Source organism: Streptomyces sp. enrichment culture (assembly GCF_964272895.1).
GTDB lineage: Bacteria > Actinomycetota > Actinomycetes > Streptomycetales > Streptomycetaceae > Streptomyces.
Map to the genome: position 1 here is coordinate 2,080,836 of NZ_OZ186832.1, position 20,699 is coordinate 2,101,534.

A 20,699-nucleotide genomic window follows, 5' to 3' on the forward strand; every position below is an offset into this window, starting at 1 on the left:
CCCCAGCCTATCCAGCCCGGCGCACGGCGAAGGGCCCCCGTCCGAACACCGGACGGGGGCCCTTCGCTGTGGCGTGGCGAACGCAGTGATCAGTGGTGGCCGTGGCCGCTCGTGATCTCCTTGTACTCCTCGACGGTCGGCTTGGGGATCTGGGCGTCCTCGCCGAAGTACGCCTTACTGAGCTTGGCGCGCAGCTTCTCGGAGCCCTTCACCTTGCGCTGGACGCCGTTCTCGTCGACCGTGGGGCCGATCTCGGCCGGCTTGTACTGCTCGTGCGCGGTGAGCGTGTGCAGCTGCTCCTGGCTGAGCGGCTCGTGCACCTCGATGTACTCACCGTGCGGCAGGCGCTTGATCGTGCCGGTCTCGCGACCGTGCAGGACCTTGTCCCGGTCGCGGCGCTGCAGGCCGAGGCAGATCCGCTTGGTGACCACGAACGCGATGACGGGGCCGGCGAAGAAGCCGATCCGGACGAACCAGGTGACCGCGTTGATCGACAGGTGGAAGTGCGTGGCCACGATGTCGTTGCCACCGCCGATCAGCATGATCATGTAGGCGGTGACCCAGGCGACACCGAACGCGGTGCGCGTCGGGGCGTTGCGCGGACGGTCCAGGATGTGGTGCTCGCGCTTGTCCCCGGTGACCCACGCCTCGATGAACGGGTACACCGCGATCGCCGCGAGGAACACACCGAAGAGCACCAGCGGGATGAACACGCCGAGGACCAGCGTGTGACCCCACAGGTTGATCTCCCAGCCCGGCATGGCACGGATCAGGCCCTCGGCGAAGCCCATGTACCAGTCGGGCTGGGCGCCGGTGGACACCATGTCCGGACGGTAGGGGCCCAGGGCCCAGATCGGGTTGACGGACGCGATGCCGGCCAGCGCCGCGGTCACACCGAAGACCAGGAAGAAGAAGCCTCCGGCCTTGGCCATGTAGACCGGCAGCAGCGGCATGCCGACGACGTTCTTGTTGCTCTTGCCGGGGCCCGCGAACTGGGTGTGCTTGTGGTAGAAGACCAGGATCAGGTGGCCGACCACCAGACCGAGCATGATGCCCGGCAGCAGCAGGATGTGGATCGAGTAGAAGCGGGCCACGAAGTCGGTGCCCGGGAACTCCCCGCCGAACAGGAACATCGAGATGTACGTGCCGACGATCGGCACGGACAGGATCGCGCCCTGCGTGAAGCGGACACCGGTGCCGGAGAGCAGGTCGTCCGGGAGCGAGTAGCCGGTGAAACCGGTGAACATGCCCAGGACGAACAGCAGGAAGCCGAACAGCCAGTTGATCTCGCGCGGCTTGCGGAACGCGCCCGTGAAGAACACGCGCATCATGTGCACGAACATGCCGGCGAGGAAGATGATCGCCGCCCAGTGGTGGATCTGCCGGATGAGCAGACCGCCGCGGACGTCGAAGCTGATCTCCAGCGTGGAGGCGAACGCCTCCGACATCAGCTGCCCCTGCAGCGGCACATAGGTGCCGTGGTACTCCACCTCGTTCATCGACGGGTGGAAGAACAGCGTCAGATACACACCCGTGAGGATGATGATGATGAAGCTGTAGAGGCAGATCTCACCCAGCATGAACGACCAGTGGTCGGGGAAGATCTTGCGCATGTTGGCCTTGGCCAGGGAGTAGATCCCCAGTCGGCCGTCGGCCCAGTCGGCGATGCGCTCGCCGGCCGGTGCCTTCCCGCGCGTGCGACCGGCCGGCTCGGCGGCTGAGGTCGCGGTGTGGTTCTCGTTGGTGCTCATCCGCGCTCCCAGAAGGCAGGGCCGACGGGCTCTTCGAAGTCGCCGAGCGCCTGAAGGTAGCCCTCGTCATTCACGCCGATGCGCAGCTGCGGCAGGGCGTGGCCGGCGGGACCGAAGATGACCCGGGCGCCGTCGGAAAGGTCGAAGGTGGACTGGTGGCAGGGGCACAGCACGTGGTGCGTCTGCTGCTCGTACAGCGAGATGGGGCAACCGACGTGGGTGCAGATCTTGGAGTACGCGACGATGCCCTCGTGCGACCACTCCAGCTCGCGCTTGTCCTTGATGTCCTCCGGCTTGAGCCGGACGATCATCAGGGCCGCCTTGGCGATCTCGTTCTGGAAGGAGTGGTCGTGCTCCTCCAGGCCCTCCGGCTTGGCGAAGGTCAGCGAGCCGACGGCGACGTCGGAGGGACGCAGCGGCTCGCCCGTGTTCATGTTGACGAGCAGCTTGCCCTTGCGCCACAGGGTGTGACGCAGCTTGTCCTCGGGCAGCGGGCCGAGGTCGCGCAGCAGCACCAGGCCGGTCAGCGGCACCAGGGTGAGCGCGCCGAGCATGGTGTTGCGGATCAGCTTGCGACGGCCGATCCCCGACTCCTCGGTGCCCTGCCGGAAGTCCTCGAAGATCTGCGCACGCAGCTCGGGGGACGCCTCGATCGGGTGGCGCTCGTCGGTCATCTCCACGTCGGACATCAGGGTGCGGGCCCAGTGGACCGCGCCCGCGCCGATGCAGAACAGCGCCGTGCCGAGGGTCAGACCCAGCGCGAAGTTCAGCGCGTTGAGGTGACCGATCGGGAAGATGTAGACCGACTTGTCGTGCGGGATCGCCACGTACGACGCGATGAAGCCGATGGTGGCCAGCATCGACACCGTGAACAGCAGGGCGACCGTGCGCTCGGACCGCTTGGCGGCCCGCTCGTCGATGTCCTGGATCCGGTGCTCGTGGGGCGGCAGGCCCGGGTCCGCGAACGGGTTCTTCTCGTCCGCGGTGCTCACCGCGCCGTGCGCGGTGCCCTGCTCAGCGGGCAGGTTCTCTTCAGGAATGTCTTGGCTACTCATGACTTCTTGGCCTTTGCGGTCCGAGCGGCGACCCACACGGCGACCGCGATCAGCGAGCCGAGGCCGAAGATCCAGCCGAACAGGCCCTCGCTGACCGGCCCGAGACCGCCCAGCTCCAGACCGCCCGGGGACTCGGTGTCCTCACCGTTGACCGCGTCGAGGTACGCGATGATGTCCTTCTTGTTCTGCTCCGACAGAGTGGTGTCGGGGAAGGAGGGCATGTTCTGCGGGCCGGTCTGCATGGCCTCGTAGATGTGCTTCGGGTCGACGCCCTCAAGGCTCGGCGCGAACTTGCCCTTGGTGAGCGCACCGCCCTTGCCGGTGAAGTTGTGGCACTGCGCGCAGTTGTTGCGGAACAGCTCGCCGCCCTTGGCGACGTCAGCGCCCTCGGGGCCGTACTGCTCCTCCGTCGGGACGGACGGACCGGCGCCCAGCGAGGCGATGTACGCCGCGAGCTGGTCGATCTCGGCCTGCGAGTAGACCTTCTTCTTCCGCGGGACCTGGGCGCCCTGGGAGGTCGCGGCCGGCATGCGGCCGGTACCCACCTGGAAGTCGACGGCCGCGGCGCCCACGCCGACCAGGCTGGGTCCGTCGGAGGTGCCCTGACCGCCGGTGCCGTGGCAGCTGGCGCAGCCGACGGCGTAGAGCTTCTTGCCCTCGTCGATGGTCAGGGACTGGGCGGTCTCTTCGGCCTGTGCCTTGTCCGCGGGCGCGAACGCGGCGTACAGCCCCCCAGTGGCCGCCAGCGCGAGGAGTAGGACGACGACCGCCGCCAGCGGATGGCGTCGTCGTGCGGAGAGCTTTTTCACGGATTACCCCGGTGTCAGGATCTTCTGCGTCGATGCTTCTGTGGTGTGCGCTTCGGGAACGCGCGGGTGATCGGTTCCGGCTACTTGATCATGTAGATCGTGGCGAAGAGGCCGATCCAGACGACATCGACGAAGTGCCAGTAGTAGGACACGACGATGGCGGCCGTCGCCTGCTCGTGAGTGAACCTGCGGGCCGCGTAGGTACGCCCGAGGACCAGCAGGAAGGCGATGAGACCGCCCGTCACGTGCAGGCCGTGGAAGCCGGTGGTCAGGTAGAAGACCGAGCCGTACGGGTCCGACGAGAGCGAGAGGCCCTCGTGCTTCACCAGCTCGGTGTACTCGTAGACCTGGCCGCCGATGAAGATCGCACCCATCACGAAGGTGACGATGAACCACATCCGGAGCTTCTTGACGTCACCGCGCTCGGCGGCGAAGACGCCGAGCTGGCAGGTGAGGGAGGAGAGCACCAGGATCGTGGTGTTCGTCGCCGAGAACGGGAAGTTCAGGGCGTCGGCCTTCTCCGACCAGAAGTCGGGTCCGGTCACCGATCGCAGGGTGAAGTACATCGCGAAGAGGGCCGCGAAGAACATCAGCTCGGAACTCAGCCAGATGATGGTTCCGACGCTGGTGAGGTTCGGCCTGTTGACCGACGGGTGCGCGTGCCCGGTTTCTACTGTCGTTGCTGTCGCCACGACCGACATTATGTCGGTCGCTTATCCCGCCCTCACTCCGGGGGGTGCCGTTCGGAGTGTTGCCGCCTTCCGAACCGGTGTTGACGTGGTGTTCATGGGAGTAGCATCCGAGCCATCGGACCCGTCCGTACGACGCTGACGTCTCGGAGGAACCATGCAGCCGACCGCCACCGTGCTGGTCTACAGCGACGACTCCAACACCCGCGAGCAGGTGCGGTTGGCCACGGGCCGGCGGCCCGCGCCGGATGTGCCGTCCGTCGAGTTCGTGGAGTGCGCCACGCCCGCGGCGGTGCTGCGCGAGCTGGACAAGGGCGGGATCGACGTGTGCGTCTTCGACGGCGAGGCCGTGCCCATGGGGGGCATGGGGATGTGCCGGCAGGTCAAGGACGAGGTGTTCCAGTGCCCGCCGGTGCTGCTGCTCATCGGGCGGCCGCAGGACGCGTGGCTGGCCACGTGGAGCCGGGCCGACGCGGCGGTGACGCTGCCGGTGGACCCGGTGGAGTTCGCCTCGGCGCTGGCCTCTCTGCTGCGGTCCAAGCGGTTGTTGAGCGCCTGAGCGTCCGCGGGGCACGGATCGTGTGCGGCTGCGGTCGGGTGCGGCTTGTCGCGCCCACGCGGCGGCAGCCGCATATCGACACAGCCCCGCGCCCCTGAGGGCGTCTACACAGCCGTCGGTCTGAGACGTGCCGTTTCTTCCAGTTTCGGGGTCTCCGGCTTGCCGCCCACCAGGGCGCTGCCCTCGCGCCACTTCTTCCAGTCGAGGTTCCAGTCGCCGAAGCCGTTGCCGAAGGGCTCCATCGTGTCGCCGTAGGAGTTGACGACCTTGACCAGGTCGCCCTCGCGGACGTTGTCGAAGAACCACTCGGCGTTGCCGGTGCTCATGCCGACACAGCCGTGGCTGACGTTGGCGTAGCCCTGGGAGCCGACGGACCAGGGGGCGGCGTGGACGTACTCGCCGCTCCAGGTGACCCGCGTGGCGTAGTAGACGGGCAGGTCGTACGACTCGGCGGAGCCCTCGGCGATGCCGATGCTGGTACCGCGCATGCGTACGTAGTACTCCTTGCCCAGCACGACCTTGACGCCGTTGCGGGTCTCGAAGCCGGGTTTGCCCGTGGTGACCGGGATGGACTGGATCTCCTTGCCGTTGCGGTAGACGGTCATCCAGTGCGAGGAGGCGTCGGCGACGGCGATGACGCGGTCGCCGGTGGTGATCGTCAGCGGCTTGGCGCGGCCGCCCCAGAGCCGGTCGCTGATCTTGATGCCCTGCAGATTGCTGCGGACCCGGATGGTGGCGTTGGTGGGCCAGTAGTCCTTGGGCCGGTAGTGCAGCTTCTTGTCGTCGACCCAGTGCCAGACGCCGTCCACCGCGGGGGTGGACTCGACCTTGAGGGCGCGTTCGACGACGGCGCGCTGGGCCGTGTCCCGGACGGGTCGGCTCAGTTCCGCGGTGATGGGCTGGCCCACGCCGTACTTGCCGGCCTTGGGGCCGAAGGTGACGTCCAGGCGCTTCTGGGCGCGGGGTTTGCCGGTGTCGAGGGTGAAGACCTTGCGGCCGGGGGCGCCGTCCTCGTCCTCGGTGCTCACCCGGACCGTGTAACGGGCGTCTGCGGCCAGCGGTGAGGTGCTGTGCCACCGGGAGCCGTCGGCGGCGAGTTCGCCCGCCACATGGCGTCCTGCGGCGTCCACGGCCACCACGTCGGTGATCCGCCCGTCGGAGTCCTCCGAGGTGATCTCCAGGGGCTTGTCCGGGTCGGCCTTCTTGCCGTCGCCCTCGGGGGCGTTGAAGGAGACCTGGTCCGCGGCGTCGTACGGCGCCGCCGACAGCGGGTTGCCGTCGCCGCCGCAGGCGGCGACGGCCGGACCGAGGGTCATGACCAGCAGGGTGCAGCCGGCGACGGTGCGCGGAGGGATGTTCATGCCCTCACGCTAGGAAGCTTCGTCAACGGGGGCGCGCCGGGTAACCCGGACGAAGGACCCGCTGTGGGCGAAACGGAGGAACCCGGACCCTCCTGACGGAGTGTCCGGGTTCCGGAGCGCTCAGCGCGTGTTACTGGTCGCGGTTCCCACCGCGCGGGTCACTGGGTGCGGTTCTCACCGCGGTAGTACTCGAAGACCCAGCCCCACACACCGATCAGGATGATCGGCGTGGCGAAGTACAGCAGCCACCAGCCCACGGCCACACCGAGGAAGGCCAGGGCGCCACCGACCGCCAGCGACAGCGGCTGCCAGCTGTGCGGGGAGAAGAAGCCCAGCTCACCGGCGTCGTCCGCGACGTCGGCCTCCTTGTTGTCCTGGGCACCGGTGTCGACCCGCTTGGCCGTGAAGCCGAGGTAGAAGCCGACCATGATGCACAGGCCGAAGGCCAGGAAGAGCGCCGTCGTACCGGCCGGCTCCTTCGACCACACGCCGTAGAACACGGCCATGGCGAGGATGAAGACGCTCAGCCACATGAACATCTTGCCCTGGATCTTCACTTGCCGGCCTCCTTGCCGCCCGCCAGCGCGGCGGTGCCCTGACCACCGTGGCCCAGCTGCTCGAGCGCGGCGATCTCAGGGTGGTGCAGGTCGAACGCCGGGGATTCGCTGCGGATCCGCGGCAGGGTGAGGAAGTTGTGCCGCGGCGGCGGGCAGGACGTGGCCCACTCCAGGGAGCGGCCGTAGCCCCACGGGTCGTCGACGGTGATGGGCTTGCCGTACTTGGCCGTCTTCCAGATGTTGTAGAAGAACGGCAGGATCGACGCGCCGAGGACGAACGAGCTGATCGTCGAGATCGTGTTCAGGGCGGTGAAGCCGTCGGCCGCCAGGTAGTCGGCGTAACGGCGCGGCATGCCCTCGGCACCCAGCCAGTGCTGGACCAGGAAGGTGCCGTGGAAGCCGATGAACAGCGTCCAGAAGGTGATCTTGCCGAGGCGCTCGTCGAGCATCTTGCCGGTGAACTTCGGCCACCAGAAGTGGAAGCCGGAGAACATCGCGAAGACGACGGTGCCGAACACCACGTAGTGGAAGTGCGCCACCACGAAGTACGAGTCCGAGATGTGGAAGTCCATCGGCGGCGAGGCCAGGATGACACCGGTCAGACCACCGAACGTGAAGGTGATCAGGAAGCCGGTCGCCCAGAGCATCGGCGTCTCGAAGGACAGCGAGCCCTTCCACATCGTTCCGATCCAGTTGAAGAACTTCACGCCGGTCGGGACGGCGATGAGGAACGTCATGAAGGAGAAGAACGGAAGCAGCACGCCACCGGTGACGTACATGTGGTGCGCCCACACGGTCACGGACAGACCGGCGATGGCGATGGTCGCCGCGATCAGACCCTGGTAGCCGAACATCGGCTTGCGGGAGAAGACCGGGATGACCTCACTGATGATGCCGAAGAACGGCAGGGCGATGATGTACACCTCTGGGTGGCCGAAGAACCAGAAGAGGTGCTGCCACAGCAGTGCGCCGCCGTTGCTCGCGTCGAAGATGTGCGAGCCGAACTTGCGGTCGGCCTCCAGCGCGAACAGGGCCGCGGCCAGGACCGGGAAGGCCAGCAGGACCAGGACACCGGTCAGCAGGACGTTCCAGGTGAAGATCGGCATGCGGAACATCGTCATGCCCGGAGCGCGCATGCAGATGATCGTGGTGATGAAGTTGACCGAGCCGAGGATGGTGCCGAAGCCGGAGAAGGCCAGACCCATGATCCACATGTCGGCGCCGATGCCCGGCGAGCGGACCGCGTCCGACAGCGGGGAGTAGGCGAACCAGCCGAAGTCGGCGGCGCCGTCCGGGGTGAGGAAGCCACCCACGGCGACGAGCGAGCCGAACAGGTACAGCCAGTAGGCGAACATGTTCAGCCGCGGGAAGGCGACGTCAGGTGCACCGATCTGGAGCGGCATGATCCAGTTCGCGAAGCCGGCGAACAGCGGCGTCGCGAACATCAGCAGCATGATCGTGCCGTGCATCGTGAACGCCTGGTTGAACTGCTCGTTCGACATCATCTGCAGACCCGGACGGGCGAGCTCGGCGCGCATGAAGAGCGCCATGACGCCGCCGATGCAGAAGAACGCGAACGACGTGACCAGGTAGAGCGTTCCGATCGTCTTGTGGTCGGTGGTCGTCAGCCACTTCACCACGACGTTGCCGGGCTGCTTGCGCCGGACAGGCAGCTCGTTCTCGTAGTACGAGTCTTCGGCTGCTCCGGCACCCTGAGGTTCGTTGAGGATGCTCACAGTTGGTTCGTCTCCCGGTTCTTCTCATGGGCGGTCTGCTCGATGCCCGCGGGAACGTAACCGGTCTGCCCCTTCTTGGCGAGGTCCTTCAGGTGCTGCTCGTAGCGCTCCGGGGAGACGACCTTCACGTTGAACAGCATCCGGGAGTGGTCGACGCCGCACAGTTCGGCGCACTTGCCCAGGAAGGTGCCCTCCTGGTTGGGGGTCACCTGGAAGGCGTTGGTGTGGCCCGGAATGACGTCCTGCTTCATCAGGAACGGCACCACCCAGAAGGAGTGGATGACGTCACGCGAGGTCAGGATGAAGCGGACCGTCTTGCCCTTCGGCAGCCACAGGGTCGGGCCCGGGTTGCCGGTCTGCGGGTTGCGCTCACCGGGGATGCCGCAGGTGTAGACACCGTTGGCGTTCGCCGGGAACGCGTCGCGGTAGCGGTCCGGGATCGCGTCCAGTTCCTTGGCGGTCTTGGCGTCGTCGCTGCCGGAACCTTCGACGTTCTCGATGTAGTTGAAGCACCAGCTCCACTGGAAGCCGACCACGTTGACCGTGACGTCGGGCTTCTTCGACATGTCGAGGAGCTTCGACTCGTCGCGGGCCGTGAAGTAGAACAGGACCGAGACGATGATGATCGGGACCACCGTGTACAGGGCCTCGATCGGCACGTTGTAACGGGTCTGCGGAGGTACCTCGATCTTGGTGCGGCTGCGCCGGTGGAAGATCGCACTCCAGATGATCAGACCCCACACCAGCACGCCGACGGCGAGCGCGGCAGCCCAGGAGCCCTGCCACAGGGAGAGGATCCGCGGAGCCTCTTCCGTGGTCGGGGTGGGCATGCCAAGGCGGGGGAAGTCCTTGTATGTGCAACCGGTGGCGGTCGCCAGGACCAGGCCCGCGGTCAGTGCCTGCAGCAGCTTCCGCCGCATCGGGCGCCGCGGCGAGCGGTCGGAGCCGTTGGGACTCACGTAGCGCCTTCCCGAGAGTCTCGCCCGCGCGTATTGGCTGCGGCCTTCTCGCTGGTCGGTCGCCGCCCTGCGTCGGGCAGGGGTTTGGATGTTTATGCGGACCAAACCCTAGCCGACGCCCTCCGGGGGTTCGCGGGGAGGGGTGCCTACTGAGGGGGGTGGTTCGCTGGTTTGGCGGCTGCGGGTCTCATCGTGGCTTGTCGCGCAGTTCCCCGCGCCCCTGAAGTACGTTCCCCGGCCCCGCGTTCTAGCGTTGAGGTGTGTCCTACTTCGATGCTGCTTCCAGTGCCCCGCTCCACCCTGTTGCCCGTCAGGCCCTGTTGGCCTCTTTGGACGAGGGGTGGGCCGATCCCGCGCGGCTCTACCGGGAGGGGCGGCGGGCTCGGATGCTGCTGGACGCCGCGCGGGAGGCCGCCGCGGAAGCCGTGGGCTGTCGGCCCGACGAACTCTCCTTCACCTCCTCCGGCACGCGGGCCCTGCACACCGGCGTGGCGGGGGCGCTGGCGGGGCGGCGGCGCGTCGGACGCCACCTGATCGTGTCAGCGGTCGAACATTCCGCCGTGCTCCATTCGGCCGAGGCGCACGAGAAGGAGGGCGGCACCGTCACTCGAGTGGGTGTCGACCGGACCGCGAGGGTGGACCCGGCGGCCTACGCCGGGGCGCTGCGGGAGGACACCGCGCTGGCGTGTCTGCAGTCGGCCAACCACGAGGTGGGGACCGTGCAGCCGGTGGCGGAGGTGGCCGAGGTGTGCCGGGCGGCCGGGGTGCCGCTGCTGGTGGACGCGGCGCAGTCGCTGGGCTGGGGGCCGGTGGAGGGCGAGTGGTCCCTGCTGACGGGGAGTGCCCATAAATGGGGCGGTCCGTCGGGGGTCGGGCTGCTCGTGGTGCGCAAGGGGGTGCGGTTCGCCGCCCAAGGGCCGGTGGACGAGCGGGAGTCGGGGCGGGCCGCCGGGTTCGAGAACATCCCGGCGATCGTGGCCGCCGTGGCGTCCCTGCGGGCCGTACGCGCCGAGGCCGCCCAGGAGGCCGTACGGCTGCGGGAGCTGACGGAACGGATCCGGACGCGGGTGCCGCGGCTGGTGCCCGACGTGGAGGTGGTCGGCGACCCGGAGCACCGGCTGCCCGGCATCGTCACCTTCTCCTGCCTCTACGTCGACGGCGAGGCCCTCCTGCACGAGCTGGACCGGGCGGGGTTCTCGGTGTCGTCGGGCTCGTCCTGCACCAGCAGCACCCTGGTCCCCAGCCATGTCCTGAAGGCCATGGGCGTCCTCAGCGAGGGCAACGTCCGCGTCTCCCTGCCGGTGGGCGCGGTCTCCGAGGACGTCGACGGCTTCCTGGACGCCCTGCCGGCCGCGGTGACGGCGGTGAGGGAGAAGCTGGGGGCGCCGACGCCCTCCGCCGTCGTGCGCGAGGAGGAGCTGGTCGTCGACTCCCTCGGCAAGCGCTGCCCGATCCCGGTCATCGAACTGGCCAAGGTGATCGGCGATGTGCCGGTCGGGGGTCTGGTACGGGTTCTGTCCGACGACGAGGCGGCCCGCCTGGACATCCCGGCGTGGTGCGAGATGCGGGACCAGGAGTACGTAGGGGAGGAGAAGGCGGAACAAGGGACGGCGTACTTGGTCCGCCGGGTGAGGTGACCTGCCCGAGGGTCGCGGGGAACTGCGCGCTCGGCCCCCCGCGCCCCGTGGACGGCGACGTCAGCCCAGATACTCCCGGACCTCGTCCGCGGCCTCCGGCCCGTACGCCTTCATGAACCGCTCCATGAAGTGCGCCCGGCGCAGCTGGTACTCCTGCGTGCCCACGGTCTCGATGACGAGAGTCGCCAGCATGCACCCCACCTGAGCGGCGCGCTCCAGCGGGACGCCCCAGGCCAGACCGGACAGGAACCCGGCGCGGAAGGCGTCGCCGACACCGGTCGGGTCGGCCTTGCGCTCCTCCTCGGGGCAGCCGACCTCGATCGGGTCCTCGCCGACCCGCTCGATCCGGACGCCGCGCGAGCCGAGGGTCGTCACCCGGTGGCCGACCTTCCCGAGGATCTCGGCGTCGCTCCAGCCGGTCTTGGACTCGATGAGCCCCTTCTCGTACTCGTTGGAGAAGAGGTACGTGGCCCCGTCCAGCAGGATGCGGATCTCGTCGCCGTTCATGCGGGCGATCTGCTGGGAGAAGTCCGCGGCGAAGGGGATGTTCCGTGTGCGGCACTCCTCCGTGTGGCGGAGCATCGCCTCGGGGTCGTCGGCGCCGATGAGGACCAGGTCGAGCCCGCCGACGCGGTCCGCGACGGTCTTCAGCTCGATCTGCCGGGCCTCGCTCATGGCGCCGGTGTAGAAGGAGCCGATCTGGTTGTGGTCGGCGTCCGTGGTGCACACGAAGCGGGCGGTGTGCAGGGTCTCGGAGATACGGACCGAGCCGGTGTCGACGCCGTGCCGGTCCAGCCAGGCCCGGTACTCGTCGAAGTCGAAGCCGGCCGCGCCGACCAGGATCGGCCGGGTGCCGAGCTGGCCCATGCCGAACGCGATGTTCGCGCCTACGCCGCCCCGCCGGACGTCGAGGTTGTCGACCAGGAACGACAGCGAGACCGTGTGCAGCTGGTCCGCGACGAACTGGTCGGCGAACCGGCCGGGGAAGGTCATGAGGTGGTCGGTGGCGATGGAGCCGGTGACTGCGATGCGCACGGCGTGGGACTCCTGGGTGGAGGGGTAATGACAGTCCACGCTACCCGGTGGGCGGTGGACCCTTGAAGCAGCCGAAACTACCCGATAGTAGATCTTTCTTCGTGACCGAGGTCATGCATACGGTGCGGTCATGACGAACCTCAAGGCATCCGCCGCTCCCGCCCCGGCCGATCTCGAGGGCGACCTGGCGTCGCTGCGCGGCGACTGCGCCCGGATGGCCCCGCACTGGACGGCCCCCGCCCGGCTGGACGCCCGTCCGGTGCCGCCGTCCAGCATCCACGGGGTGACCGTGCCGCCGGCCTCGGCCCGGCTGCTGGACGCGATGTCGGACTACGGGGACTGAGCCACTTCCCGCACACCCGTCCCACCGGTTCCCCCGAGGGGTGAACCGGCGCATCCACGGGGAACCGCGCGCTCCCCCGCTGCGTCTCATCGCCGTCCCCCGACACGGGGATGTGAGACACGACCCTCCACAGCAGCAGGAGCGATGCGGTGAACACCGAGCGATCCGACAACCCCGATCGCGACGACGACATCGTCGCGGGTGCGGCCGACCCGCCCGAGAGCGGCGGGGCCCCGGCCGAGGAGCGGCCCGGGCGGCGCCGTTCGCCGGCCGTCGTGGCCGGCGTCGCCGCCGCCGTGCTGCTCGTCGCGGGCGGCGGCGCCTACCTCGCCTCGTCCGCGTCCGGCGGCTCGGGCCAGGACGCCGCCTCGGGCGCGCCGGGCGGTGACGGCACTCCCCCGCCGCTCCCGCTCGACGGCCACTCCGAGGGCGGCGGCATCGCGCCGGGCGAGCCCGACCCGAACGGCGTCGTCTACCAGGCCCCGGCCGAGCTGCCCGACGGACCGGACGCGGCGCCGGTGTACCGGCCGCAGGGCGAGGTCACCCGGACCGACGTGGCCCGGCTCGCGGCCGCCCTGGACGTCGAGGGGACGCCGGTGCTCCAGGGGCAGGCGTGGCGGATCGGCGCCAAGGACGGGTTCGGGCCGACGCTCCAGGTGAACCGGCAGGCGCCGGGCACCTGGACGTTCCACCGGTACGCGCCCGGCACGGACAACTGCAAGCCGGACGCCCCCCGGTGCCCGCACCGCGGGCCCATGGCCCCGGCCGCCGACCCGGTGAGCGAGGAGACCGCGCGCAAGGCGGCCGCGCCGGTGCTGAAGGCGGTCGGCCAGGACGACGCGAAGATCGACGCGCGCCAGGTCATCGGGGCGCAGCGGGTGGTCAACGCCGATCCGGTGATCGGCGGTCTGCCGACGTACGGCTGGTCGACCGGGATCACGGTCGGCGTGGACGGCGAGGTCGTCGGCGGCAACGGGCAGTTGAAGGCGCCGGTGAAGGGCGACACGTACCCCGTGCTGGGTGCGGCGGAGACGCTGAGGCGGATGAACGCCGGGTCGGTCGGGCAGGGCTCGGGCGTCGGCGGGTGTGCGAGCCCAGAGCCGCTGGAGGAGTCGGGGCAGATCGCGCCCTGTGAGCCCGAGCCGGTGCAGAAGCAGACCGTCGAGGTGCGCGAGGCGGTCTTCGGGCTGGCGGCGCACTCCGTGCAGGGGCGGCAGACGCTGGTGCCGTCGTGGCTGTTCACGGTGCGGGCGCCGGGGGCCGGGGACACCTTCACGGTGACGCATCCGGCGGTTCAGCCGCGGTTCCTGACCGCGCCGGAGCCGTCGAGCGTGCCGCCGGGCCGGCCGACCGAGGCTCCGAGCCCGCGGCCGACCGGGCCGGGGCCCGACGAGCCGACGTCCGCGCCGAGTGCGCGTGAGCTGCCGGTGGAGGCGTACACGGCCGAGGGGCGGGAGCTGACCGTGCGGTTCACGGCCGGGGTGTGCGCGGACTACCAGGTGCGGGCGGCCGAGAGCGCGGACCGGGTGACGGTGACGGTGACGGAGCGGCCCTGGCCGGGCAAGGTGTGCATCCTCGTCGCCAAGGTGCACCACCGGACCGTGCAGCTCGACGAGCCGCTCGGGGAGCGCCGGGTGGTCGGTCCGGACGGCACGGGGATCCCGCTGGAGAAGCCGGGGGCGCGGCTGCCGTAGGCGGGCGTCCGGGAACGGCGACGGCGGCGCCCCCGCACTCCGGGGCCGCCGCCGTCGTCGTTGTTCAGGCTTCGGCTCAGCTGAAGGAGTCGCCGCAGGCGCAGGAGCCGGTCGCGTTGGGGTTGTCGATCGTGAAGCCCTGCTTCTCGATCGTGTCCACGAAGTCGATCGTGGCGCCGCCCAGGTACGGGGCGCTCATGCGGTCCGTGACGACCTTCACACCGTCGAAGTCCTTCTCCACGTCACCGTCGAGCGAGCGCTCGTCGAAGAAGAGCTGGTAGCGCAGGCCGGAGCAGCCGCCGGGCTGGACGGCGACGCGCAGGGCGAGGTCGTCACGGCCTTCCTGGTCGAGCAGGGCCTTGACCTTGGCCGCGGCGGCGTCGGTCAGGATGATGCCGTCGGTGACGGTGCTGGTCTCGTCCGATACGGACATCTACATCTCTCCCGGGTTGTACGGAGACTGCTTGCCGACGGTTGCAACCGGCGGGGCCTCGGATTCATTCCGGGCCGGTCCTTCTTTTCATGCCGGGCCGGTCCTTCTCCTCATGCTCGCACACGGGTCGGTGAGCGGAAAACGTCCTGCCGCGCGCCTGCCGGGACGGCATCGGGATTCACGTCACATCGACACAATGGCCATCGTCAAACTGACGTGAAGCGGTTATGATAGATAGCGTCATTTCGACGAAAAGGTCGAAGAGTTTGTCCCGCATGTCCCGCCGGCCCGACTCCCCGGGCCGGCGAGCCGCAGAACAGAAGGTGCGTGTCGTGACCACCGCCCAGACCCAGGAGCTCGACGTACAGCCGACGCCCCTCGCCCTGCTCCTGCTCGGCCGCGAGGCCGACCCGCGGAGCGAGCGCGGCGTCGAGTGTCCCGGTGACCTGCCCTCGCCGTCCGACCCGGACCTGGTCGAGCGTGCCCGCGCGGCCAAGGAGAAACTGGGCGACAAGGTCTTCGTGCTCGGCCACCACTACCAGCGCGACGAGGTCATCCAGTTCGCGGACGTCACGGGCGACTCCTTCAAGCTGGCCCGGGACGCGGCCGCGCGCCCGGAGGCCGAGTACATCGTCTTCTGCGGTGTGCACTTCATGGCCGAGTCCGCGGACATCCTCACCTCCGACGACCAGAAGGTCGTCCTGCCCGACCTGGCCGCCGGCTGCTCGATGGCCGACATGGCCACCGCCGAGCAGGTCGCCGAGTGCTGGGACGTGCTGACCGAGGCCGGGATCGCCGAGCAGGTCGTGCCGGTGTCGTACATGAACTCCTCGGCCGACATCAAGGCATTCACCGGCAAGCACGGCGGCACCATCTGCACCTCCTCCAACGCCCAGCGGGCGCTGGAGTGGGCGTTCGAGCAGGGCGAGAAGGTGCTCTTCCTGCCCGACCAGCACCTGGGCCGCAACACCGCCGTCCGCGACATGGGCATGTCCCTGGACGACTGCGTGGTCTACAACCCGCACAAGCCGAACGGCGGGCTGACCGCCGAGGAGCTGCGCGCCGCCAAGATGATCCTGTGGCGCGGCCACTGCTCGGTGCACGGCCGCTTCAGCCTGGACTCCGTCAACGACGTGCGCGAGCGCATTCCGGGCGTCAACGTCCTGGTGCACCCCGAGTGCAGGCACGAGGTCGTCGCCGCGGCGGACTACGTCGGCTCGACCGAGTACATCATCAAGACGCTGGAGGCGGCCCCGGCCGGCTCCAAGTGGGCCATCGGCACCGAGCTGAACCTGGTCCGCCGCCTGGCGAACCGTTTCGCTCCCGAGGGCAAGGAGATCGTCTTCCTCGACAAGACGGTCTGCTTCTGCTCCACGATGAACCGCATCGACCTCCCGCACCTGGTCTGGGCCCTGGAGTCGCTGGCCGAGGGCAACCTGGTCAACCGCATCGAGGTCGACAAGGAGACCGAGGCGTTCGCCAAGCTGGCCCTGGAGCGCATGCTCGCCCTGCCGTAACCGCGGCCGGTCCGCCCGCCGTCACCCCGAGCCGGGTCGCCGCTCGGGGTCGGCGGGGTCGAGGGAGAAGACGGTGTCCCCCGCGGTGACCACCAGCGCGCCGTCGTACAGCAGCACCCGCGGCGCGACCATGCCGTTCGAGCCGCCCGACCGCGGCAGGGTCTCCCACCGGACCCGGCCGTCGCGCCCGTCCAGGGCCGCGACCCGGCCGCTGCCGCTGGCCAGGTAGACGGTGTCCGTCCGGGTGTCGTAGGTGGCCTCGCCGGGCTGCTCCAGGCTGGTCCGCGCCCGCCACCGCTGCTCGCCGGTGAGCGGGACACCGCGGTCACCACCCCGTCCTGGGAGACGAACCACAGCATCCCGCCCGACAGCGCGGGCTCGCCCTCGTACTCCTTCGCCAGCTTCACCGTCGTACGGGCGCCCGTGTCCGGATCCAGCAGCACGATCCGGGTGTACGCGGGGGCCTGAGCGGTGGCGTCCTCCTCCGCGGCCCACTGCGCCATCACCAGCCGCCCGTCCAGGAACCCCAGCACGCCGTGCCCGGACGGCACGGTCAGGCGCCGCTCCGAGCCGTCGGCGGGGTCCAGCACCCACAGGACGAGGGTGTCGGGCGGCTCCTCCGCGTCCAGGCTCCCGTCGCACAGCGCGTACACATCGGCGCCGCCCTGCAGGAACGAGCAGTGCCGGTCCTTGGGTGCCCGTGCGGTCCAGCGCTCCGCTCCGGTGCGCACATCCCGGGCGCTCACGGTCGTCAGGCCGCTCGAAGGGGTGATGACGAGGCCCGCGGACAGCGCCATGTCGAGGTTGTCGTCCTTCACCCGGTGCTTCCAGCGCTGCTCGCCGGTCGCGATGTCGAGGGCGAGGACGTCGACGTCCGCGGTCTCGGCGTTCTCGCGGGTGACGGCCTGCCGCACCAGCATCGTGCCGTCGCGGACACCGAGCAGCGATGCCTCGTACGTGTCCGTCCCGTCCGCGGCCAGCGCGACCTTGGTGCGCCACCGGGTCTCGCCGGTCCGGGCGTCCAGGCTGACCGGCGGGAGGCTGTCACCCGCGCAGTAGACGGCATCCTCGAGCCGCCGGCACAGGGGATCACCGAACCAGGGGCCGCCGATGCTCGCGCCCACCGCCCAGCTTCCGCCCAGCGACGACGCCTGGGACAACGTCGTCTCCCAGGGCCGCCAGCCGGCCGGCAGCGTCCGGTCCCCGCCCTCCGCCTGTCCGGGCCCGAGCAGCAGATACGCCGTCAGCCCCAGGACCAGCGCGCCGACCGTGCCGGTCACGGCCAGCACCGGACGCCGGCGCCGGCGGGCGGGCACCGGCGGCTCGGCCGGTGCGCCGGCGCGCAGCACGAAGGTCGGCGGGTCGTCGTCCGTCTCCCCGTCCGGCAGCACGGCCACGAACTCCCGGGCCAGCTCGTCCAGTCCGGGGCGCTCGGCCGCGTCCTTGGCCAGACAGCGCTCCAGCACATCCGCCAGCGGCTTGGGCACGCCGTCCAGTTCGGGCGCGTCGTGGACCACCCGGTAGGCCGTCATGTACGGGCTGTCGGCGTCGAACGGGCCCCGGCCGGTGACGCAGTACACCAGCAGCGCGCCCAGCGAGAAGACGTCGGAGGCGGGGACGACCGAGCGGGCGTCGGTGAGCTGCTCCGGGGACATGAACGGCGGGGTGCCGATCATCTGCCCGGTCTCGGTCAGCGTGCTGTCCTCCGCGGCCCGCGATATGCCGAAGTCGATGACGCGGGGGCCGTCGTCGGCCATCAGGACGTTCGCCGGCTTCAGGTCCCGGTGCACCACCCCGGCCCGGTGGATGTCCCGCAGCGCCTCCACCAGTCCCAGCGCCAGCCGGCGCAGCTCGCCGCCCCGCAGCGGGCCCTGCTCGCGGATCCACGCGGCGAGCGAACGGCCCGGCACGTACTGGGTGGCCATCCACGGCCGCGCCGCCTCCGCGTCGGCGTCCACGACCGGCGCGGTGAACGCGCCGCTCACCTTGCGGACGGCCTCGATCTCCTGCCGGAACCGGGCGCGGAAGACGGGATCCTCCGCGTACTGGGCGTGCACCACCTTCACGGCGACCTCGCGCCCCGAGCGCGCCCTGCCCCGGTAGACGACGCCCATCCCCCCGGCTCCCAGCCGGTCGACCAGCTTGTACCCGCCGACCGACTTCGGATCGTCTTTGTGCAGCGGCACGCCCCGATCCCTCTCCCCCGAACGCCAGTTGAGTTCACAGGATACGAGCGGTCCGCGGCCGCCGTGAGGTCAGTCCGCCCTCGGGCGCACCAGGCCCGACTCGTAGGCGATGACGACGAGCTGGGCCCGGTCGCGGGCGCCGAGCTTGGCCATGGCCCGGTTGACGTGTGTCTTCACGGTGAGCGGGCTGACGGTCAGGCGCTCGGCGATCTCGTCGTTGGAGTGCCCGCCGGCCACCTGGACGAGGACCTCCCGCTCGCGCACGGTGAGGGCGTCGAGGCGTGCGGAGCGGACGGGGTCGTGGTCGGCGCCGTCGCCGCCCTGGGCGAGGAATCGGGCGATCAGTCCCTTGGTGGCGGCCGGGGACAGCAGCGCCTCACCGCCGGCCGCCACCCGGATGGCGCTCAGCAGTTCGTCCGGCTCCGACCCCTTGCCGAGGAAGCCCGAGGCACCGGCGCGCAGCGACTGCACCACGTAGTCGTCGACCTCGAACGTCGTCAGGATGACCACGCGGACATGGGCGAGGTCGGGGTCGGCGCTGATCAGCCGGGTGGCCGCGAGGCCGTCCGTGCCGGGCATCCGGATGTCCATCAGCACCACGTCGGCCTGCCGCTCCCTGGTGAGCCGGACGGCCTCGGCGCCGTCGGACGCCTCCCCCACCACCTCCATGTCGGGCTCCGAGTCGACGAGGACCCTGAAGGCGCTGCGCAACAGGGCCTGGTCGTCGGCGAGCAGGACACGGATCGTCATACGTCAGTCCTCGCTTGGGCTGGGGGTCTTGACCGGCAGGATGGCGTGCACCCGGAAGCCGCCGCCGTAGCGGGGGCCGGTGGTGAGGGTGCCGCGTACGGCGGTGACGCGCTCGCGCATGCCCAGCAGGCCGTGGCCGCCGCCGTCGGCCGGGGCGCAGTCGCCGGCGCCGTCGTCCAGGACGCTGATCTCGATGCTCGGGCCCACCCGGACCACGCTGACCTCGGCCTTCGCGCCCTGCCCGCCGTGCTTTTGCACATTGGTCAGGGCCTCCTGGATGACCCGGTAGGCGGCGAGGTCGACGGCGGCGGGCAGATGGGTGCCCTCGTCGGCGCGGGCGACCTCGATGTGCAGGCCGGCGGCGCGGAAGGTGCCGACCAGTTCGTCGAGGCGGTCGAGGCCGGGCGCCGGTTCGGTGGGGGCCTCCGGATCGCCGGACTGCCGCAGCAGCCCGACCGTGGCCCGCAGTTCGTTCAGCGCCGACCGGCTGGCCTCCCGGACATGTGCCAGCGCCTCCTTCGCCTGGTCGGGGCGCTTGTCCATCACATGGGCGGCGACCCCGGCCTGCACATTGACCAGGGCGATGTGGTGGGCGACGACGTCGTGCAGATCGCGGGCGATGCGCAGCCGCTCCTCGGCGACCCTGCGGCGGGCCTCCTCCTCGCGGGTGCGTTCCGCCTTCTCGGCGCGCTCACGGATGGCGTCGACGACCGCGCGGCGGCTGCGCACGGCGTCGCCGGCGGTGGCGCCGATGCCGGTCCAGGCGAAGATGGCGAGGTTCTCCTGGGAGTACCACGGGAGCGGGCCGGCGATCATGGCCGAGCCGGTCAGCACGATCATGGTGAGCGGGCCGACGCGCAAGGTGGTCGACCGGTCGGTGGAGGCGGCCACGGTGAACAGCGCCACGACCGCCGACATGGCGACGGGGGCGCGCGGGTCGCCGGTCACGGACTCGACGAGGGACAGCACACCGGTGGCGCCGAGGACGGTCATGGGGGCGCGGCGGCGGAACACCAGCGCGACGGCGCCGAGTCCCATCAGCAGCAGGCTGAGCGGGTCCGGCGTCCGCACCCCCCAGGTGACGCCGTTCTCGCCGTGCGGGTCCGCGAAGGACCCGGTCACCATGCACACCAGCACACCGGCCGCCAGGGCGGCGTCCAGCGCCATCGGGTGCGCCTTCATACGGGCGCGGACGCGGTCGAGTGGGGTCACGACTGTTTACGGTATCGGGGGCGGGCCCCGGACGTGCCCACTCGGGCCGACCCGGTTGCCAGGGACTCCTCCCCGCCTCGCGGCGCGGAGCAGGGAGCCCGGCATGCTCGGGGGGAGGCTCCTAGCCGGGGATCAGGCCGTCGTCGCCGAGCATCTCGCGGACCTCCTCCAGGGTCGCGTCCGGGGACGGCAGGATGAGGTCCGAGGGTTTCAGGGAGTCGTCCGGAAGCGGTGCGCCGAGCTCGCGGACCTTGCCGAGGAGGGCGTGGAAGGTGCGCCGGAAACCGGTCTCGTCGCCGCCCTCCAGTTCGGTCAGCAGCTCGTCGTCCAGCTTGTTCAGTTCGGTGAGGTGGCTGTCGTCCAGCCTCACCTGCCCCTCCCCCATGATCCGTACGATCATGTCGCCTCCCTCGGCG

19 protein-coding genes and 2 pseudogenes are annotated in these 20,699 nt (G+C 70.1%); 5 read left to right on the top strand and 16 right to left on the bottom strand.

Going from position 1 to position 20,699, the window contains the following annotated elements; translation table 11 throughout:
* Positions 1-89 precede the first annotated feature (89 nt).
* The 4 genes from qcrB to ctaE form a co-directional block, all read right to left on the bottom strand.
* The gene (gene qcrB, locus ACSU6M_RS09440; protein WP_437068671.1) at positions 90-1,751 is read right to left on the bottom strand and encodes a cytochrome bc1 complex cytochrome b subunit; all 1,662 of its coding nucleotides are present in this window, start codon (positions 1,749-1,751) and stop codon (positions 90-92) included.
* On the bottom strand, positions 1,748-2,806 hold the full coding sequence (gene qcrA / locus ACSU6M_RS09445) for a cytochrome bc1 complex Rieske iron-sulfur subunit (RefSeq protein WP_437068672.1): 1,059 nt from the start codon (positions 2,804-2,806) through the stop codon (positions 1,748-1,750). The genes qcrB and qcrA overlap by 4 nt, the downstream gene beginning before the upstream one ends.
* Positions 2,803-3,615, bottom strand: coding sequence for a cytochrome bc1 complex diheme cytochrome c subunit (qcrC, locus tag ACSU6M_RS09450; protein WP_437068674.1), 813 nt, complete (start codon positions 3,613-3,615; stop codon positions 2,803-2,805). Before qcrC ends, qcrA begins: the two co-directional genes overlap by 4 nt.
* Before the next feature lie 80 nt (positions 3,616-3,695).
* Positions 3,696-4,316 carry an aa3-type cytochrome oxidase subunit III gene (gene ctaE / locus ACSU6M_RS09455; protein WP_356552201.1) on the bottom strand — a complete coding sequence of 207 codons (621 nt, stop codon included), beginning with the start codon at positions 4,314-4,316 and terminating at the stop codon, positions 3,696-3,698.
* A gap of 145 nt (positions 4,317-4,461) precedes the next feature.
* On the opposite strand from ctaE, the gene ACSU6M_RS09460 reads away from it, so the two are divergent.
* Entirely contained in the window at positions 4,462-4,863 is a 402-nt protein-coding gene (locus ACSU6M_RS09460; protein ID WP_437068675.1) for a hypothetical protein, read from the top strand.
* A 104-nt stretch (positions 4,864-4,967) separates the two neighbouring features.
* Here ACSU6M_RS09460 and ACSU6M_RS09465 read toward each other — a convergent pair whose 3' ends face one another.
* From ACSU6M_RS09465 to ctaC, 4 genes are all read right to left on the bottom strand, one after another.
* Positions 4,968-6,224: an Ig-like domain-containing protein gene (locus ACSU6M_RS09465; RefSeq protein ID WP_437068677.1), complete on the bottom strand. Its 1,257-nt coding sequence runs from the start codon at positions 6,222-6,224 to the stop codon at positions 4,968-4,970.
* Between the two features lie 158 nt (positions 6,225-6,382).
* On the bottom strand, positions 6,383-6,781 hold the full coding sequence (locus ACSU6M_RS09470) for a cytochrome c oxidase subunit 4 (protein ID WP_437068679.1): 399 nt from the start codon (positions 6,779-6,781) through the stop codon (positions 6,383-6,385).
* Complete coding sequence (gene ctaD, locus ACSU6M_RS09475; RefSeq protein ID WP_437068680.1) at positions 6,778-8,517, bottom strand: aa3-type cytochrome oxidase subunit I; 1,740 nt, start codon at positions 8,515-8,517, stop codon at positions 6,778-6,780. The genes ACSU6M_RS09470 and ctaD overlap by 4 nt, the downstream gene beginning before the upstream one ends.
* Positions 8,514-9,476 carry an aa3-type cytochrome oxidase subunit II gene (gene ctaC, locus ACSU6M_RS09480; protein WP_437068682.1) on the bottom strand — a complete coding sequence of 321 codons (963 nt, stop codon included), beginning with the start codon at positions 9,474-9,476 and terminating at the stop codon, positions 8,514-8,516. Before ctaC ends, ctaD begins: the two co-directional genes overlap by 4 nt.
* Before the next feature lie 260 nt (positions 9,477-9,736).
* On the opposite strand from ctaC, the gene ACSU6M_RS09485 reads away from it, so the two are divergent.
* Positions 9,737-11,113 (top strand): cysteine desulfurase/sulfurtransferase TusA family protein, encoded by a 1,377-nt coding sequence (locus tag ACSU6M_RS09485; protein ID WP_437068683.1) that lies wholly within the window; start codon positions 9,737-9,739, stop codon positions 11,111-11,113.
* A gap of 60 nt (positions 11,114-11,173) precedes the next feature.
* Here ACSU6M_RS09485 and ACSU6M_RS09490 read toward each other — a convergent pair whose 3' ends face one another.
* Positions 11,174-12,148, bottom strand: a complete 975-nt coding sequence (locus ACSU6M_RS09490; protein ID WP_437068684.1) for a carbohydrate kinase family protein — start codon at positions 12,146-12,148, stop codon at positions 11,174-11,176.
* Between the two features lie 130 nt (positions 12,149-12,278).
* Between ACSU6M_RS09490 and ACSU6M_RS09495 the strand changes: the two genes are divergently transcribed.
* Together ACSU6M_RS09495 and ACSU6M_RS09500 are read left to right on the top strand one after the other, a co-directional pair.
* Entirely contained in the window at positions 12,279-12,491 is a 213-nt protein-coding gene (locus ACSU6M_RS09495) for a hypothetical protein (RefSeq protein ID WP_437068686.1), read from the top strand.
* A gap of 149 nt (positions 12,492-12,640) precedes the next feature.
* Complete coding sequence (locus ACSU6M_RS09500) at positions 12,641-14,185, top strand: hypothetical protein (RefSeq protein WP_437068688.1); 1,545 nt, start codon at positions 12,641-12,643, stop codon at positions 14,183-14,185.
* A 76-nt stretch (positions 14,186-14,261) separates the two neighbouring features.
* Here the strand turns inward: ACSU6M_RS09500 and erpA are convergent, their stop codons facing one another.
* Positions 14,262-14,618, bottom strand: a complete 357-nt coding sequence (gene erpA / locus ACSU6M_RS09505) for an iron-sulfur cluster insertion protein ErpA (protein ID WP_437068690.1) — start codon at positions 14,616-14,618, stop codon at positions 14,262-14,264.
* A 332-nt stretch (positions 14,619-14,950) separates the two neighbouring features.
* Between erpA and nadA the strand changes: the two genes are divergently transcribed.
* Positions 14,951-16,135 carry a quinolinate synthase NadA gene (gene nadA, locus ACSU6M_RS09510; RefSeq protein ID WP_437068692.1) on the top strand — a complete coding sequence of 395 codons (1,185 nt, stop codon included), beginning with the start codon at positions 14,951-14,953 and terminating at the stop codon, positions 16,133-16,135.
* 21 nt (positions 16,136-16,156) lie between these two features.
* On the opposite strand, the gene ACSU6M_RS09515 is transcribed toward nadA, so the two are convergent.
* The 6 genes and pseudogenes from ACSU6M_RS09515 to pspAA all read right to left on the bottom strand — a co-directional run bounded on the left by ACSU6M_RS09515 (position 16,157) and on the right by pspAA (position 20,683).
* Positions 16,157-16,489 carry an outer membrane protein assembly factor BamB family protein gene (locus ACSU6M_RS09515; RefSeq protein WP_437075073.1) on the bottom strand — a complete coding sequence of 111 codons (333 nt, stop codon included), beginning with the start codon at positions 16,487-16,489 and terminating at the stop codon, positions 16,157-16,159.
* Between the two features lie 14 nt (positions 16,490-16,503).
* Positions 16,504-17,622, bottom strand: a pseudogene (locus ACSU6M_RS09520) (outer membrane protein assembly factor BamB family protein); the annotation flags it as partial.
* A pseudogene (locus ACSU6M_RS09525) lies at positions 17,596-18,249 on the bottom strand (serine/threonine-protein kinase); the annotation flags it as partial. The pseudogenes ACSU6M_RS09525 and ACSU6M_RS09520, both read right to left, overlap by 27 nt.
* 141 nt (positions 18,250-18,390) lie before the next feature.
* On the bottom strand, positions 18,391-19,071 hold the full coding sequence (locus tag ACSU6M_RS09530; RefSeq protein ID WP_437068694.1) for a response regulator: 681 nt from the start codon (positions 19,069-19,071) through the stop codon (positions 18,391-18,393).
* 3 nt (positions 19,072-19,074) lie between these two features.
* A complete protein-coding gene (locus tag ACSU6M_RS09535) occupies positions 19,075-20,253 on the bottom strand; it encodes a histidine kinase (RefSeq protein WP_437075075.1) in 1,179 nt (392 codons plus the stop codon).
* A gap of 151 nt (positions 20,254-20,404) precedes the next feature.
* Positions 20,405-20,683: a PspA-associated protein PspAA gene (pspAA, locus tag ACSU6M_RS09540; protein ID WP_437068696.1), complete on the bottom strand. Its 279-nt coding sequence runs from the start codon at positions 20,681-20,683 to the stop codon at positions 20,405-20,407.
* Positions 20,684-20,699: the final 16 nt, after the last annotated feature.

Coding starts and splice junctions, on each gene's coding strand:
- ACSU6M_RS09460 (WP_437068675.1), top strand. CDS start 4,462: ATGCAGCCGACCGCCACCGTGCTGGTCTACAGCGACGACTCCAACACC.
- ACSU6M_RS09535 (WP_437075075.1), bottom strand. CDS start 20,253: ATGAAGGCGCACCCGATGGCGCTGGACGCCGCCCTGGCGGCCGGTGTG.
- qcrB (WP_437068671.1), bottom strand. CDS start 1,751: ATGAGCACCAACGAGAACCACACCGCGACCTCAGCCGCCGAGCCGGCC.
- ctaE (WP_356552201.1), bottom strand. CDS start 4,316: ATGTCGGTCGTGGCGACAGCAACGACAGTAGAAACCGGGCACGCGCAC.
- ACSU6M_RS09465 (WP_437068677.1), bottom strand. CDS start 6,224: ATGAACATCCCTCCGCGCACCGTCGCCGGCTGCACCCTGCTGGTCATG.
- ACSU6M_RS09530 (WP_437068694.1), bottom strand. CDS start 19,071: ATGACGATCCGTGTCCTGCTCGCCGACGACCAGGCCCTGTTGCGCAGC.
- ACSU6M_RS09495 (WP_437068686.1), top strand. CDS start 12,279: ATGACGAACCTCAAGGCATCCGCCGCTCCCGCCCCGGCCGATCTCGAG.
- erpA (WP_437068690.1), bottom strand. CDS start 14,618: ATGTCCGTATCGGACGAGACCAGCACCGTCACCGACGGCATCATCCTG.
- pspAA (WP_437068696.1), bottom strand. CDS start 20,683: ATGATCGTACGGATCATGGGGGAGGGGCAGGTGAGGCTGGACGACAGC.
- qcrA (WP_437068672.1), bottom strand. CDS start 2,806: ATGAGTAGCCAAGACATTCCTGAAGAGAACCTGCCCGCTGAGCAGGGC.